Annotated in this window: 11 protein-coding genes; 3 read left to right on the top strand and 8 right to left on the bottom strand. The window is 73.2% G+C overall.

Features of this window, described 5'->3' with window-relative positions; all coding sequences use genetic code 11:
• Positions 1-128: 128 nt before the first annotated feature.
• From IE252_RS01745 to IE252_RS01725, 5 genes are all read right to left on the bottom strand, one after another.
• Positions 129-2495 (bottom strand): penicillin acylase family protein, encoded by a 2367-nt coding sequence (locus IE252_RS01745; RefSeq protein ID WP_229847835.1) that lies wholly within the window; start codon positions 2493-2495, stop codon positions 129-131.
• Positions 2496-2716: 221 nt separating this feature from the next.
• The gene (locus tag IE252_RS01740) at positions 2717-3070 is read right to left on the bottom strand and encodes a peptidoglycan-binding domain-containing protein (protein WP_190087408.1); all 354 of its coding nucleotides are present in this window, start codon (positions 3068-3070) and stop codon (positions 2717-2719) included.
• Between the two features lie 238 nt (positions 3071-3308).
• Positions 3309-3944: a YcnI family protein gene (locus IE252_RS01735; RefSeq protein WP_308434509.1), complete on the bottom strand. Its 636-nt coding sequence runs from the start codon at positions 3942-3944 to the stop codon at positions 3309-3311.
• Positions 3899-4765: a hypothetical protein gene (locus IE252_RS01730; RefSeq protein ID WP_308434508.1), complete on the bottom strand. Its 867-nt coding sequence runs from the start codon at positions 4763-4765 to the stop codon at positions 3899-3901. Before IE252_RS01730 ends, IE252_RS01735 begins: the two co-directional genes overlap by 46 nt.
• A gap of 79 nt (positions 4766-4844) precedes the next feature.
• Entirely contained in the window at positions 4845-5387 is a 543-nt protein-coding gene (locus IE252_RS01725; protein WP_190087406.1) for a potassium channel family protein, read from the bottom strand.
• A gap of 234 nt (positions 5388-5621) precedes the next feature.
• Between IE252_RS01725 and IE252_RS01720 the strand changes: the two genes are divergently transcribed.
• Positions 5622-6011, top strand: coding sequence for an SHOCT domain-containing protein (locus IE252_RS01720; RefSeq protein ID WP_190087405.1), 390 nt, complete (start codon positions 5622-5624; stop codon positions 6009-6011).
• Between the two features lie 21 nt (positions 6012-6032).
• On the opposite strand, the gene IE252_RS01715 is transcribed toward IE252_RS01720, so the two are convergent.
• Together IE252_RS01715 and IE252_RS01710 are read right to left on the bottom strand one after the other, a co-directional pair.
• Positions 6033-6491 (bottom strand): hypothetical protein, encoded by a 459-nt coding sequence (locus IE252_RS01715; RefSeq protein WP_190087404.1) that lies wholly within the window; start codon positions 6489-6491, stop codon positions 6033-6035.
• A gap of 139 nt (positions 6492-6630) precedes the next feature.
• Positions 6631-7743 (bottom strand): alpha/beta hydrolase, encoded by a 1113-nt coding sequence (locus IE252_RS01710; protein WP_190087403.1) that lies wholly within the window; start codon positions 7741-7743, stop codon positions 6631-6633.
• A gap of 320 nt (positions 7744-8063) precedes the next feature.
• Here IE252_RS01710 and IE252_RS01705 point away from each other — a divergent pair, with 320 nt between their 5' ends.
• Positions 8064-9929 (top strand): HSP90 family protein, encoded by a 1866-nt coding sequence (locus IE252_RS01705; protein WP_190087402.1) that lies wholly within the window; start codon positions 8064-8066, stop codon positions 9927-9929.
• Positions 9926-12901 carry an ATP-binding protein gene (locus tag IE252_RS01700; protein WP_190087401.1) on the top strand — a complete coding sequence of 992 codons (2976 nt, stop codon included), beginning with the start codon at positions 9926-9928 and terminating at the stop codon, positions 12899-12901. The genes IE252_RS01705 and IE252_RS01700 overlap by 4 nt, the downstream gene beginning before the upstream one ends.
• Before the next feature lie 91 nt (positions 12902-12992).
• On the opposite strand, the gene IE252_RS43875 is transcribed toward IE252_RS01700, so the two are convergent.
• On the bottom strand, positions 12993-16253 hold the full coding sequence (locus IE252_RS43875) for an AfsR/SARP family transcriptional regulator (protein ID WP_190087400.1): 3261 nt from the start codon (positions 16251-16253) through the stop codon (positions 12993-12995).
• Between the last annotated feature and the right edge of the window lie 97 nt (positions 16254-16350).

Here is a 16350-nt window from a genome sequence, read left to right as displayed (position 1 = left end):
TTCCCGCCTCGATCAGACTAGGAGGCACCTCCCGGGCGCGGTATCCCCAACTCTGGGGATGGCGTGGACCGTACAGGTCGCCCCGCCGCGTCCATGGCACCGGCGCCCGCCGCCCCGGTCAGCCCCGGTCAGCCCCGCAGGCTTATGGTCCGGAGCCGGGGATCGGACGCTATCTCCGCCTCGGTGAACCGTTCCGTCACCCAGCGCTTGTGCGAGAAGAGGACGGTCTGGTCGGTGTAGTGGGGCGATTCGGGGTTGGCGGACTGCCCGTAGGTGAGGATCGTCCGGGTGCGCGGCCCCTGGGCCGTCAGCTCCGTGGCCATGATGAAGCTGGAGCCCGACGCGTAGTCGTCCGGCGAGCTCGGGCGCGTGGCGCCGCCGCTGCCCGACGTCGGTGACGCGTTCACGACGTTGAAGCAGCCCTCGCCACCAGAGCAGCCGGGCAGCGGGATCCCGGCCCAGCGCTGCACGCTGCCCATCGGCGCGTCCAGCGGCACCTTGTCGGCGGCCAGCTTGCGCACGGCGTCGGCCAGCGCGCGCCGCACCTGCGGCTCGTCTCCGTTGAGCCCGCGCGGGGTGGTGAGCGGCTGGGCCGGGTCGTACGGAACACGCCACCAGGCGTGCGGGCCGCCCACTCGGGTGCGGAACGCCTTCCACAGCACGGCGCCGCGGCTGCCGAGGTCGTCGCGGGTGTCCCAGGCCGCCAGGACGTCACAGGCGGCGCGCACATCCACCTCGGTGCCGTCGGTGGCGGTCAGGACGGGGTGCGCGCGGCACATCGCGACCGCGTCGTCGCGGCCCAGCTCCGCCGTGTAGTTGCGGTCGCCGAGCATGCTCGCCTGCAACGTAGGCAGGGTGAAGCCCGGTGCGCCCAGTCCGTCGGAACCGTCGCGCCGGCCCGCGATCATCTGGAGCCCGAGCTGGGCGCGCGGCCCCAGCGGCACTCCGGCGCGGTACATCCGCGGGTAACCGGCCAGCGGCTCGGCGCGGTTGGTCAGCGTCGAGTCGTTGTTGGAGTTGGCCACATAGTCGGTCCGGGTCAGCCGGGGCTGGTGGCCGGGGCCGAAGATGCCCGGCACCACCGCGTCGGGGTCGCTGCCCCAGTCGCAGGCCGCCGTCGAACCGTCGAGCACGCCGGGCAGATCCTCGCCCCCACCCCCGCCCGCCAGGGCACACCGCTCGAGCCGGTCGTCGGCGACATGGGGCACGGCGGAGGAGTCGCTGAAGTACGCGGTGCCGGTGGTGTCCGTGGCGATCGTGTACGTCCACGGGATGCCCTGGTACGTCTGGTGCGCCTGCTTGAGCTGGGCCACGGACCCCACCCTGCCGATCGCCAGCCACTCGTTCATCGAGCGCAGGTTGTCGACGTTGGCGTCCCTCAGCGCGTACGCCTCGGTGCGCGTCCAGCCCTCGGCGAGCACCGGGCCGTACCGGGAGGTGTAGAGGGTGCTGGAGACGGTGGAGACCGTGCCGTCGGCGCCCCGGACCGTGACCGGTACGGTCCGGCGGGTCATCGGCACCGCCTTGCCGTCGACGAGGTAGCTCGTCGGGTCGCCGGGCGCGAGGGCGAGGCGGTAGAGCGAGGCGTGGTCGGTGTAGCTCGTGGTGTGCGTCCAGGCCAGGGTGCGGGTGTGGCCGATCTCGACCACCGGGGTGCCGTAGATGCTCGCGCCCGCGACGTCGATGACGCCCGGGATCGTCAACTGCACCTGGTAGAAGCGGTCCCCGCCGATCCAGGCCAGGTGCGGGTTGGCCAGCAGCATGCCGTCGCGGCCACGGGTCACGTCACGGCCGAGCGCCCAGCCGTTGCTGCCGAGGTCGTCGCGGCGAGAGGCTCCCCTTGCTTCCTCTGCTGCCCTCGGTGGCTTCGCGGCGACTTTGTCCCCGGCCCCCGTCGGCGGGGTCGCGGTGGCGATGGCCTGCTTGAGCGCCGTCGCCCCGGAGGCGCCGTTCACGTCGTAGACGAGGTTCCAGATGTCCGTCGCGTTGATCGGGCCGACCCAGGGCTTGTCCTTGCACGTCGGGTCCGGCAGGTGGGCGGTGCCGGTGTCGCGCAGATACCGGTTGTACCCGGCGGCGTACCCCTCGACCATCCGGCGCAGCTCGGGCGTCGGGCCGAGCGGCGCCGGGCGGTCGAGCAGCCGCCGGACCGTACCGGCCTGCCGCAGTCCCTGGTGGTAGGTGTCGCTCGCCAGGTTGGGCGTGCCGTCGGCGGTTGTCTCCGTCGGGCCGAGGTGCCGGGAGCGCTCACCCCGCAACGTCATGACCTGGTCGGCGAGTTGGCACAGGTTGTCCTGCGCGAACGCGTACCCGTATCCGTACCCCAAGCCGCCGTAGTCGTGGGCCAGGACGTGCGGAATGCCGTATTCGGTGCGGCGGATCTGCGCGGTGTAGCCGTGGTCGCCCACCCGTTTGCCGTTTGGTTCCGGCGCGGCGGACGCGGACGCCGGTAACAGCGCGGCGGCGCCGGAGGCCAGGCAGAGAGCGGCGACCATCGACCCCAGTCTCCGCATATTTCCGGTCTTTTGACGCACCATCAGGTGATGTCGGTTGCTCGGCATGTCCATAAGAGTGCCGGAAGTCCGGCCGTCACCACATCAACCCCTCGACCGAACTTCATACTCGGGCGCTGGACCCATGGATGTACACCCTGGGGTGGATCGGCAGCGCTGACCTGCGATGTCGGGCCGATCCGCAGACGACACCGGGCCGCTCCTCACACGCAGGCGTGGTCCAGCAGCCCCGCCCACGTCCGGGGCCCGACCAGGCCGTCCACCTCGCGGCCGCGGTAGCCGCACAGGTACTGGAAACTCTTGACCGACTTGGTCGTCCCGCTGCCGAAGACACCGTCGACGCGAGTGCTGATGCCCTGGTCGGTGAGCTTCTGCTGGAGGAACCTGACGCAGGTGCCCCGGTCGCCCTGCGAGAGGAACGGCCGGGTCTGCGCACATCCGGCGGCGCTCGGCGCTCGGGTGGCGGACGTGGCCGCGTCGGCCGGGGCGAGCATGCCCGCGCCGCCGAGCACTGCCGCGCTGAGCAGCGCGACGACGAGGATCCGTACCTGTTTCATGGGGTCTCCCGCGGATGGGGGCGACCGCGTGTGGCGCGACGCGTGTCGCCGTACTCCGGCGGCGTGCCGGTTCGCCGCCGCCGGAACGCCAACATAGGGAGCGGGGTTGCCGCGCGGCGTCACACAGGGGGTTGAGATCCCTCCTGCAACCAGAGCGGTAGGCGGTCCGGCTCTCCACCTGGTGCGGCAGACGGCTGCCCACCGAGTGAGGTGGGCAGCCGTCCACGTCAGCGACCCGTCAGTCGCGGGGCGTGGCGGCCCGGCCCTTGCGTATCGCGACGGCGGCTCCGGCCACCGCGAGCACACCCACGGCGAGCCCGGCGGCGCCCAGCCCGCGGGCCGTCGCATCGCTGCTCTTCGACGCCGCCTTCGGCGCGGTGGAGGCGGTCGGCGCGGCGGGCTTGCCGGACGCCGGGGACTGGGGCGGAGCGGACGCGGCGGTGAGCCGCAGGACCGGCGCCGGGTTCGCCGGTTCGTCCTGGCCCTCGCGGCTCTCGTCGATCCAGCGCACCACCTTGCCGTCGGAGTACGTCTGGAGCGTCTTGAACGTCAGCTGGTCGGCGTCGTCGGGTAGTTGGCCGTAGGCGACGTGGAAGTCCTGGTACTGACCGGGCTTGATGCTGCCCCCGGTCCAGGTGATCTCCGAGACCGCCTCGCTCACGGTGCCGTCGTCCGTCTTGACCGGCGTCTTGAGCTTGGTCGTGGTCACCTGCGCGGTCCAGCCCGCCTCCGGGGTGACCAGCAGGGACAGCAGCGGGTGGTCGGTGGGCACGACCACCTGGACCTTGGTGGTGCTCGCTCCGCTCTCCTCGTTGGGGACGCGGAAGGTCAGCACGCCGTCCGTGGCGCCCTTCGTGGCGCTCTCCGCGTGCACGGTGACGTGCGCGGACGCCGCGCCCGCGGCGCCGAGCAGCCCGGCGGCCGCGAGGCAGGTGGAGACGGCGGTCCGGCGCAGGGCGCGCCGGAGCATGGTGTGGTGCTGGGACATGACAGGAACTCCGTACCGTTGATGGTGGTGTGACGGTGGGTCGGATACGGGTTCCGGTCGGGCGGTCCGCGCCGGGACACGGCGTGGCGCAGCAGCGCCTGCCGCTTCGGCCGCGCGGAAGAGGTGTACGGGTGGGGTGCGGGCCCGGGGCTTGCGCCCACGCCGGACCCCCGCCCCGACCACCAGGCGGCCAGCCCCGGCACGAGCGCGGCCGCCCGCCGCAGCAGCGACCACAGCGCTGCCTCCCCGCGCCACAGCCACCAGGCGGTGACCAGCGCGGCGACGAAGTGGGCGGCCGTGGCGTGCGGGAGCGCGGGGTGGGCGAGGTGGTGCGCGGCGGCGTGGGCGGCGTGCCGGGCTCCTGCGGGGGCGGCGCCGAAGTGGGTCGCGGTGGGCGCGAGGCGGTGCCGTATCCCCGGTCTGCCGGGGTCCCGCCCGTGCGCGCCGGCGGCCCGACCGCACGCCACGGCGAACACCCCGTGCAGAACGCCCTGCGCGCCCAGCGTCGCCCCGGCGATGCCGGGCAGCGACCGCTCACGCGCGCGTAGCGGCACGGCCGCGCCGAAGACGCCGGCCAGCCCCGCGCCGTACGCCCACACCGGCGGAGCCGCACCCGTCGCCAGCACATGGCCGACGGCGGCGAGCGCCACGCACACGGCGGCGAACACCGCCGCGCGCAGCACGCGTACCGCCCCGGAGGCCTCCATGGTGATCGGATTGTGCCACCCGGCGCTGTGCGGGCGGAGGCGCTTCGGCCCGACCCGCACCGCCCGCCCCCGCTCGCCCTCAGGGCCGGTCGTCCGGATCCCCCCGGCGGCGCAGCCCGACCTGGACCGCGCCGAAGAGGACCTTGGCGATGACGCCCACCACGATCAGGTCCAGGATCATCTGCACGGTGGTGAGCGCACGGCTGGTGTCGGTGGCGGGCGCGATGTCGCCGAAGCCGACGGTCGCGAAGACCGTGACCGTGAAATACAGGGCGCCGGTCCGGCTCAGCGGCTCCGAGAACGACGACGGCCGGTTGTCGGCGAGCAGGAAGTACGTGGCGGAGAACAGCACGAGGAAGAGCGGCACGGCGGTGGCCAGCGCCTCGATGGCCCGCAGCCGCGGATACTCCGCATGGGTGATGGCGGCGATCTGCCAGGCCGTGAGGCAGCCGAACAGCACCAGCCCCAGCACGAGCGCCACAGCGGTGCCGACGCCGACTCCCCGGTCCAGCGGGGCCAGGTAGTACAGCGACGTCAGCAGGACCACCGAGGCCACCGCGCGCAGCAGATGACCGGCGAGGGCACGGCGACGGCGCCGCGCTTCCGGGCCTGCGGGTTCCATGGGCCGCTCCGGTGTGCGCGGGGTGCTGTCGGGCGGCGGAGGCGCCCGGGGCCGATCCGCCCTCGGCTTCAGGAGAGACGGAGACGGGCCGTACCGCCACTGAAGACAGCATCCCGGAGGGAGCCCTGTTGTGGGACCCCCTCCGGAACTCCGGCCTCTCCCGGGCGCCCCTCCGGAATGCGGCCTCCTCCTACCAAAGGTAGGAAGGAATCACCCCCGCGATCGGAGACAGGCATGGACGACTACCCACTCCTCAACCTCTTCTGGACGATGTTGTGGCTGTTCCTGTGGGTGATGTGGTTCTTCCTGCTCTTCAAGGTCGCCACCGACATCTTCCGCGACCACAGCCTCGGCGGCTGGGCCAAGGCGGGATGGCTGGTCTTCGTGCTCGTCCTGCCCTATCTGGGCGTCTTCGTCTATCTCATCGCCCGTGGACAGGGCATGGGGCAGCGCGACGCCAAGCAGTTCAAGGAGCAGGAGGACGCGTTCCAGCAGTACGTCCGCAAGGCGGCCGGAACCGGCGGCGGTTCGGTGGAGGAGCTGAGCAAGCTCTCCGCGCTCAAGGACAAGGGCGACATCACCCAGGAGGAGTTCGAGCGCGCCAAGGCCAAGATCCTGGCGTAAGGCCTACGGGCCGCCGGAGCGTCAGCCCAGGCCCCAGTTGGTCATCAGGACCCGGTCGCCGCAGTCCTGGGTGTCCTGCTCGCCCTTGCACACGAAGAGGGTGGCGCCGGAGAGCGTGCCCGGTGAGCTCTTGTGGTACGCGACGGGCGTGGCGCCGGGGCCGCACTGGGTGGCCTGCTTCTGCGCCGGGTAGGTCACGAAGTCGCGCTGCCATTGGATCCACCCCGAGGAGCAGCCCGGCCCCGTGGTGCGGAGCTCGCCCTTGACCACGAGCGGGCGCTCGTACGGCGTGGTCCCCTGCTCCAGCCATCTGGTCCCGGCCGCAGTGGCGTCCCCGTGACCGGCCCGCCAGTCGAGGACCTTGGTGATGGGGGTGCCCAGCGGGACGGTGGCGGCCTGGGCGGACGGCTGGGCGAGCGCGACCGTCGCCGCGGCGACCGCCAGAGCGGCGGCGCCGGATGCGAGCATGCGTAACGACATCGGATCCCTTTCACGGACGTGCACGACCTGCTGTGGCGTGCGGCGATACGAGATCATTACGCATAAGGTTAGGCTTACCTAATAGACCCTCGGCGCGGCCCCTCAGTGAGACTGGCCCTCTACGACAAAGGCGTGGACCCTACGGCGAAGGCGTCGGCCCCTCGATCTGCTCGCTGATCCACTGCATGCTGCTCGCGTCCATCCCCTTCACATACGTCACGGCGTTGTGCCGCCCGCCCTGGATGACTTCGAGGTGGGTGTGGATCGGGCCCTTGTTCCCGTAGGTGGCGATGTACTTGTTCACCTTGGGGATGACGGACGACTCCTTCGTGCCGTACTGGAAGGCGAGGTACACGTCCGGCCCCTTGGCGGCGATCAGCTGCTTGGAGAGCACCTCGGGGTTGTTCTCCGCCTTCTCCTTGGGGTGGCCGTTCCACAGGGGCGAGTCCGGGACGATGTCCGGGCCGGAGGCGATGACGGCCTTGAACTTGTCGGGGTGCTTCAGCACGGCCTTCAGACCGGCGAAGCCGCCGGAGGAGGAGCCCATGAAGGCCCAGCCGTCGCGCGACTTGATCGTGCGGAAGTTCTGCCGCATGAGGTCCGGCACGTCCTCGGTCAGCCAGGTGCCCATCTTGGGCTGGCCGGGGATGTCGCTGCCGTCCCAGTAGAGCCCGCCGTCGTCGGGCTTGGGGTTCAGCACCGGCATGGCCAGCAGGAACGGTTTGCCCTTGCCCTCCTCGGCCCACTTGGAGATGGACGACTCCAGCTTGAGGTTGTTGTCCATCCAGTAGTTGTTGGGGAAGCCGGGGCCGCCCGGGAGCGCGATCAGGACGGGGAAGCCGCTCTTCTCGTACTTCGGGTCGTCGTACTCCTTCGGCGCCCAGACCCACACCTTGCCCGTGAAGCCGGACTTCTTGCCGGTGATCTTCACGACGCCCACGTGCGTGCCGTTGCCCAGCGTGCTGGAGATCTTGAAGTCGGCGGCCGGGCCGGTCGGCATCAGGGTCTTGGAGTCCGCCGGCTTCTGCGGGGTGCCGTCGCCCTTGTTGTCGATCTTGCCGTACGAGATGGGGTCGCCCTTGTCCGTGAACGGCGGTATCTCGAAGTAGCTCATGACCGGCCAGGCGATGGCCCCGAGCAGCCCCACGCAGACCACGGCGACAAGCCATCGCCGGGCCTTGGAGGCGCGACGGTGGCCCCGGGACTCATAGGTCTCGGCCCCGTTCCTGGTCTTGGTGGACGCGTGCGACATCTGTGGCTCCGGCTTGCTTCGGCCCCTCGGGGCACGACGGTCGTGTTCCGCCTCCGGGGATGGACAAAGCCGATGCAAGGGTTCCAAATTTGCCAAATCGTGATCAACGCTTGACGAGGAGCGGACCGACCCGAACGGGAACGAACGCACAAGATCACCCCCGCGAACCGCCGGGATCGCCGCACCCGTGGCCGGAACGCCCGCGGCGGCAATTCCGGAGGAGATTGTCAGTGGCCGCCCCTACGCTGGTTCTCACTTCGTGATCGATGAGGGGGGACCTCGCGATCGCCCATTTCCGTGTGCACGCGAGGTGATGCGCCATGACTTCTTCCGCCCTGACCGACGGCACCCCGCCGGACGTCAACAGCTTCCAGGTCGACCTGCGGGGCCTGGTCGACCTGCTCTCCCACCACCTCTACTCCAGCCCCCGGGTCTACGTCCGCGAGCTCCTGCAGAACGCGGTGGACGCGGTCACCGCACGCCGTGCGCACGACCCGGGCGCGCGGATCCGCATCCGCCTCTCGGCGGTGGACGGCCGGGTCGCCGTCGAGGACAGCGGCATCGGCCTGACCGCCGACGAGGTGCACACCCTGCTCGCGACCATCGGACGCAGCTCCAAGCGCGGCGGGGAGCACGGTCTGGAGTCCGCCCGCCGGGAGTTCCTCGGCCAGTTCGGCATCGGCCTGCTCGCCTGCTTCGTGGTGGCTCGCCGGATCCGCGTGGTCACCCGCTCGGCCCGCACCCCCGACGCCGCCCCGGTGGAGTGGCTCGCCACCGACGACGGCTCCTACACGGTCCGCGCGCTGCCCGACGAGGCCAGACCCGAGCCCGGCACCACCGTCTACCTGGAGCCGCGCCCGGGCGCCGAGGAGTGGACAGCCGCCGCGCGCGTGGAGGAACTGGCCCGCGACTTCGGCTCGCTGCTGCCGTACGACATCACGTTCGCGGGCGACGACGGCGCCGAGCGCCCGGTCACCGACCGGCCCGCCGTGTGGGAGCGGGAGTACGCCACACCGGCCGCCCGCCGGGTCGCGCTCTCCGGGCACTGCGCGCGCCTGTTCGGCTTCACCCCGCTGGACTCGATCGACCTGGACCTGCCGGTCGCCGGGGTGCGCGGCGTCGCCTACGTACTGCCGGAGCCGACCAGCCCCGCGCACCGGGCCGGACACCGCACCTACCTCAAGGGCATGCTGCTCACCGACCACGCGGACAACCTGCTGCCCGAGTGGGCGTTCTTCGTGCGCGCGGTGGTGGACACCGACACCCTGCGCCCCACCGCCTCGCGGGAGAACCTGTACGACGACGAGACGCTCGCCGCCGTCCGCGACGCCCTCGGCGCGCGCGTGCGGCAGTGGCTCACCGAGCTCGCCGCGGGCGACCCGCAGCGCCTGGCCGCCTTCCTCAGCGTCCACCACCTGGGCGTGAAGTCGCTGGCCCGCCACGACGCCGAGCTGTTCGCGCTGATGCTGCCGTGGCTGCCGTTCGAGACCAACGACGGGCAGCGGAGCCTGGACGAGTTCGCGGCCGCCCACTCGGAGATCCACTTCACCCGGACCGTCGAGGAGTTCCGCCAGATCGCCCCGATCGCGGCGGCCCACGGCCTGGGCGTGGTCAACGCGGGCTACACGTACGACGCCGATCTGCTCGCCCTGCTGCCCGGGATCCGGCCCGGTCTGAAGGTCACCGAGCTCGACGCGGGCGCGGTCACCGACCGCCTCGACCCGGTGCCCACCACGGCCGAGCTCTCGCTCGCCGGGTTCCTGTCGACCGCCCGCACCCGTCTGGACCCGCACGGCTGCGACGTGGCACTGCGCGCCTTCCAGCCGGTGGCCGTGCCCGCGCTGTTCCTCGACGACCGCCAGGCACGCCACGAGCGGGACCGGGCCGCCGCGCAGGAGAACGCCGACTCGCTGTGGAACGACATCCTCGGCGCGCTGCGCGGCTCCGCCCCGCGCGCGCGTCTGGTGCTCAACCACAACAACCCGCTGATCCGCCGGATCGCCGCGCTGCCCGACGCCGAGCTCACCGGCACGGCGGTCGAATCGCTCTACGGCCAGGCGCTGCTGATGTCGCAGCGCCCGCTGCGCCCCGCCGACTCCACCCTGCTCAACCGGGCCTTCCTCGGCCTCCTCGAATGGGCCACCCACTCCACGTCGAGCACGCGTCCCCAGGAGGACCAGAAGTGACCGCCCTGACCACCGAGGAGATCCTGAGGGGCCTCGCGGAGAACGCCCGGGCCCCCTACGGCGCGGCGCGCAACGCGCGCGCGGAGACGCTGGCCGCCGCGGCCGAGGCCGGCGGCGACCGCGAGCTGTTCCGCCGGGCGCTGGACGGGCTGATCGACGCGTACGAGTGGAGCGCCGAGCGCACCAAGATGGTGGTGCCGTTCGCGCGCCTGCTCCAGGAGTACGACCGCGACCCGTCCGCCTTCGCCGACCACGAGGTGCACGGCCTGTTCTGGCGCTTCAAGTGGGTGGCCGGGCGGATCGTCGAGTCCCCGGAGATCCCGCTCGCCGCGGTGGAGCGCTGGCTCACCGACATGGAGCGCCGCTACCGGCTGGCGGGATACAGCGAACGGGCCGTGCGCCAGGCCGAGTTCCACCTGGCCGACGCGACGGGCGACGAGGCCCGGATGGACCGGGCCGCGGCGGCCTGGACGGCGGCCGCGCGCGACCGGATGAGCGACTGCCACGCGTGCGAGATCAACACCCAGGGCTGGTACTGGGCGCGCAAGGGCGACGACGCCAAGGCGATCGGGATCTGGGAGCCGGTGCTCTCCGGCGGCAAGTCCTGCATGGAGGAGCCGCACCGCGTCCTGGCGCACTCCCTGCTCCCGCTGGTGCGCCTCGGCCGTCTCGACGAGGCCCGCTCCCACCATCTGCGCGGCTACCGGATGGCGCGCGGCAAGGACAGCCTGCTGCGCTCGGTCGGCAGGCACATCGAGTTCTGCGCGCTCACCGGCAACGAGTCGCGCGGCCTGGAGATCCTCGCCGAGCACGCCGCCCACCTGGGCCCGCTCACCGACGTCGAGTCGCAGATGGAGTTCGCGGGCGGCGTCCTGGTCCTGCTGCGCCGCCTGGCCGAGCTCGGCCACGGCCACCGCCCCGCCGTGCCCTACCAGGGCACGGGACACACGGTGGACGAGCTGTACGCGCGCCTGTCGGCGGACGCCACCGCCATCGCGGCCCGCTTCGACGCCCGCAACGGCAGCCCGCACGTCTCCGAGGAGCTGGCCGGACGGATCGGTCGGCAGCCGCTGGTCGACGTGCTGCCACTGGGCGTGCGCAGTGCGGGACTTCCCGCCGCCACGGCTCCCGTGGGCGTACGGCCGCCCGCCGTGTCCGATGCGTCGGCCCCGGCCGCCACCGACGACCCGGACTTCGCGGCGCTGGTCAAGCACGCGCGTACGGCCCGGCAGAAGGGGCACCCCTCGGCCGACGCCCTGTGGGCGCGGGTCGGTGAACTCGCCGACGCGGGCGCGGAGTTGCCCGACCATGCCGTGAGCGCCGACCTGCTGGAGTTCCGCGCGACGACGGCGGCGCGGGCCGGGGCCGAGCAGGCTCGCGGCCTGTTCGCGGAGGCGGCCGCCGCCCAGCGGGCCGCCGGTCAGCACGCCCGCGCGGCCTACGCCCTGCTCGGGATCGCGGGCGCGGCCGCCCAGTCCGGCGGGGAGACCGGGGAGATACGGCGTCTGCTCGCCGTGGCCGCTGAGGCGGCGCGGGCCCTGGAGGAGACCGATCCGGTCCGCGCCCGGCGGATCGCCGTGGCCGAACTCACCACCCTCCAGATCGAGTCGTATCTGCGCGGGCGCGAGACGCCCGAGGAGGAACGGCAGCCGGTGGACGCCCACCTCGCCACCGGGCTGGAGGACTTCGTCACCGCGCTCGACTCCGGCGTACGGACGGACGCGGAGGACGTGGCGGACATCGTCGCCGAGGCCGAACTGGCGCTGGCCCGGATGGCCCTGACGACCGGTGACCTCGTCCGGGCCGAGCCGCTGCTCACCTCGGCGGCACACCGCTGCCTCACCGCCGAGCGCCCCTGGGAGGCGGTCGAGCCGCTGTCGCTGCGGGCGCGGGTGCTGGCCGCGAGGAACGACATGGAGGGCGCCGAGGCCCTCGCCCGGGCCGCGCTCGGCCACGCCGCCGAGCTGACGGACCCGGAGGAGCACGCGGCCGTACGGCTGACGCTCGCGGAGATCCTGCTGCACCGGACCGGCGCGGCCGACGAGGCGGCCGCGCACGCGCTGGACGCGGCGCACTGGCTCGACCAGGCGGGCCGCACCGCGACCGGCGGCGCCCGGGCACGGCTGCTGCTGTCCCGCGCCTACGCGGAGGCGGACCGCACCGCCGAGGCGGCCGAGGTCCTCCAGTCCGCGCTGCCCGACCTGGTGGAGCACGGCGAGCAGGAGGCCGTGGAAGCCCGGCGGATGCTCGGCGGGCTGCTGTCCCGGCTGTACGACCAGCGCGCGGCGGCCGAGCAGTATCTGCTGGCCGCCGAGACCGCGAAGGGCTGGGACGACCCCCGGCCGCAGGCGAGCCTGGCCCACTCGGCCGCCGAGGCACTGTCGGGCGCCGGGCTGCGCGACCAGTCGCGGTCGGCGTACGGAAGGGCCCTGGAGCTGTGGCGGCGCGCGGGCGACAACCCGGTCGGAGAGGTCCGGGTGCTGCGCTCGCTGGCGTGGCTGACGGTGGACGGCCGGGCGGGCGACGAGGAGTACGGGCAGGCGCGTGCGCTGATGGAGCAGGCACTGACCGTACTCGAAGGCTCCGAGGAGCCCGAGCTGCGCTACGAACGCGCGCAGACCTGGCAGCAGCTCGCCGCACTCCTTGAGGACTCGGTGAACGAGGACGAGTACGGGGAGGAGGACGAGGGCGATGCCCCCAGCCGGGCGCCCGAGCTGGCGGCGGCCGTCCGGGCCGAGATAGCCGCGCTCCTGGACCGGGCGGCCACCGGCTACGCCACGCTCGGCGGGGACGCGCTGCGCGAGCGGTTCCAGTGCGCCGTCCGGGCGGCCTGGACCGAGCACGCGCTGGGCCGGGCACAGGACGGCATATCCCGGATGACCGCCCTCGTCGCCGACCTCCGCGAGCTGGAGGGGGCCGAGGCAGCCGAGTTCGCGAGGCAGGCCGAGCAGGTCCGCGAGCGGCTCGGCTGACCGCCGGGCCCGGCGGCGCGGGCGAGTGGACCGCTGCCGCGCCGCCGGGCTCCGGGGCGCCCGTACACACCTGTCGCTTCGACCGGACCACTCAGTGCGGCCGCCGCCCCCGCGCCAGCCGGGCCTCGATCCGCTGGGCGTCCGGGACTTGGAGGGTGCGGGTGAGTTCCAGGGCCTGGGTCAGATGGGCGGCGGCCTCGTCGGGTCGGTCCAGTTGGTGCAGGCTCTCGCCGAGGCCTTCGAGGGCGCGGGCCTCCTCGTACGGGGACCGGACCTCGCGGGCCAGTTCGAGGGCGCGCCGGTGGGAGTCGAGGGCGTCGGCCGGGGCCGCGTCCGCCCGCTGCGCCGTGCCAAGGGTGTTGAGCGCCTCGGCCTCGCCGCCGAGGTCCCCGATCTCGCGGCACAGCGCCACGCTCGCGGTGGCGTTCTCCAGGGCATAGGTGTGACAGCCGCCGAGGGCCTGGACCTCGGCCAGATACATCAGCACATAGGCCTGCCCCATACGGCTGTTGAGGGAACGGACACTGTCGAGCGCCTCTTGCAGGTCCTTCTCCGCCTCGGTCAGCCGACCGGTGCGCTGTTTGATCCTGCCGAGGTGTGCGAGCGCGTTGGCCGCGCCCAGGCGGGCGCCGAGGCCCTGATAGAGGCGCGACGCCTGGCCGACGCTCTCCAGCGCCTCCTCGTACGCCCCGGTCAGGCGCAGGACGTCGCCGAGGTCGCTCAGCGCGTTCGCCTCGCCCAGTTCGTTGCCCAGGTCGCGGAAGAGCACCAGGGCCCGGCGGTGGCTGGAGACGGACTCCGCGTACGCCCCGGTCGACTTGCGTACGTCGCCGAGCGCGGTGAGCGCGTTGGCCTGGCCGAGTCGGTTGTCGAGGGCGCGGTGCAGTTCCAGTGCGCGTCCCATGCTGTCGGCCGCCTCCGTGAAGCGCCCGGTGAGCTGTTGGACGTGGCCGAGCTCGACGAGCACCTCTGCCTGGCCGCGCGTGTCCCGGGTCTCCCCGAACAGGCGCAGGCAGTGCCGCAGCGAGCTCTCCGCCTCCTCGTAGCGTCCGGTGCGGCGCACGACGGAGGAGAGGTCGTGGAGCGCGATGGCCTCGCGGCCCCGGTCGCGCAGGCCGCGGAAGAGGTCGAGGGCGGCCAGCAGGTTGCTCTCGGCCTGCGCGAACTCGGCCTGGAGCGCTTCGATCACCGCGGTGTTGCGCAGTGCGACGGCTCGGCCAAGGGGGTCTTCGGTCAGGAGGGCTGTGCCGAGGGCCGTCCGGTGCAGCGCGAGGGCGTCGCCCCAGTAACCCTGGGTGCGCATGAACTCGGCCATGGCGGCCGGGAGTTGCACCGCGTGCTCGCCGTGGCCGTGGCGGGCCGCGTGGGCGACGGCCGCGCTCAGATTGGCGTGTTCGGCCCGCATCCAGGCGAGCGCCCGCCCCTCGTCCGCGACCGGTGGCAGGGCCACGGGAGCAGGGGCGCTGGGAGCGAGGGCGGGGGTGTCGTAGCGGGCGAAGGAGCGGCTGGCGGCGAGGGCCGCGTGCAGGTAGTAGTCGAGCTGGCGTTCCACGGCCCGCGCCGCGTCGGCGCGACATCCGCTGTCGTGGTCCCTGTCCGTGAGGGCGCGCGCGTAGTCGCGTACCAGGTCGTGCATCCGGTAGCGGCCGCGCGACGGTTCCTCGACGAGGTGGTGGTCCTCCAGCTCCTCCAGGAGGCCGCGGGCCGTCGGCAGGTCCGTGCCGTGCAGCGCGGCGACCGCGTACGCGTCGAAGTCGAGCCCCGGCTGCCGTCCAAGGCGGCGGAACAACAGCTGCTGATCCGGGGAGAGGTCGCGGTAGGAGAGCTCGAAGGCGGCCCGTACGGAGACGTTCTCGGAGCTCAGCGCCGCCAGGCGGCCGCTCGCGGCGGCCAGGTCGGTGATCACGTCCTCGGCACTCCACGCGCGGTGGTGGCGCAGCCGCGCGGCGGTGAGGTGCAGGGCCAGCGGCAGGTGTCCGCAGAGCCGGGCGAGTTCGGCGCAGCCGGGGTCCTCGGCCGTCAGGTCGGCGCGCCCGGCCTTGGCCACGAGGAGGCGTACCGCCCGGTCCTCGGGCAGGACGTCCAGCGTGACCGGCACCGCGTCCGCGAGCGCGACCAGGCGTCGCCTGCTGGTGATCAGGACCAGCGACCCGGGTGTGCCGGGCAGCAGCGGCTCCACCTGTGCGCTGCCGCCGGCGTCGTCGAGGAGGACGAGGTAGCGCCCGCCCGCGAGGGTGGCGCGCCACAGTCCGGCGCGCGCGGACAGGTCGGCCGGGATGCGCTGGGGAGCGGTCCCCAGGGCGAGCAGCAGGCTGGTCAGCGCGGTGCCGAGGTCGACGGGCGGCGTTCCGTGCGTGTGCGCGTGCAGGGACAGGAACAGGCTGCCGTCGGGGAAGTCGGCCGCGAGGCGGTGGGCGACGTGGACGGCGAACGCGGTCTTGCCCACGCCCGGCATGCCGTCGACGGCGTGGATCCCGACCACGCCTCCGGTGGCTCCGGCGCGTACCGCCGCGACCAGGCCCTCGACCTCGCGCTCGCGGCCGGTGAAGGCGACCACATCGCGGGGCAGTGACGTCGGCACGGCGTCGGCGTCCGGGGTCCGGGGCGGCGCCGGGGCGTCGTCGACCAGAATGTGCTGATAGGCGGCGGCCGCGTCGGGGCCCGGCTCGACGCCCATCTCGTCGATCAGGGTGCGCCGCAGCCGGTGGTAGGCGGCCAGCGCCTCAGCCCGACGTCCGCTGCGGTACAGCACCCGCATCAGCTGGACGTGGAAGGCCTCGCGCAGCGGGAACTCGACAACCAGACGGGACAGTTCGGGCAGCAGTCCCTCGTGGCGGCCGCGCCGCAGCTCCGCGTCGCAGCGCCACTCCAGGGCCTGCACCCGGGCCTCCTGCCACTGCTCCAGCCGGGCGCCCTCGTCCTCGGCGAGCTCCGGGAACTCGTCGAGCGGGGTGCCGCGCCACAGCGCCAGCGCGGCGTCCGCTTCCCGTACGACGGCGTCCCAGTCCTCGTTCGGACGCGCGGCGCGTGCCGCGTCGAGGCGCGCGCCGAAGACGCGGGTGTCGAGCTCGCCGTCCTCGACGTCCAGGAGCATGCCTCCGGGCACCGCCCGGATCCGGGTCTCCTCGCCGAGCGAACGGCGCAGCCGCAGCAGGTGGTTGTGGAGCGAGGCGCGGGCGGTGGCCGGCGGGCGCTCGCCCCACAGCGCGCGCTCCAGCCGGACCAGCGGTACGGCACGGCCGGGCGTGAGCAGCAGCGCGGTCAGCAGGGCCCGCCCCTTGGGCGACACGGGTGTCCGCTCGACTCCGTGGTCGTCGTGGACGGACAGCGGACCGAGCAGCCCGAACTTCACGTGTTCTCCCGCGCACTCCCGGGCCTGGCCGGGCCCTCCTGGCGCTGATCGTAGCGCCCACCTGCGCTGAACATGTCAGAGAGCGCGCGCGTCGCGC

Origin of the sequence: Streptomyces melanogenes, from assembly GCF_014649795.1 — a bacterium.
GTDB lineage: Bacteria > Actinomycetota > Actinomycetes > Streptomycetales > Streptomycetaceae > Streptomyces > Streptomyces noboritoensis.
The sequence above is the reverse complement of the archived record's forward strand: the minus strand, read 5'-3'. Positions and strand labels throughout refer to the sequence as shown.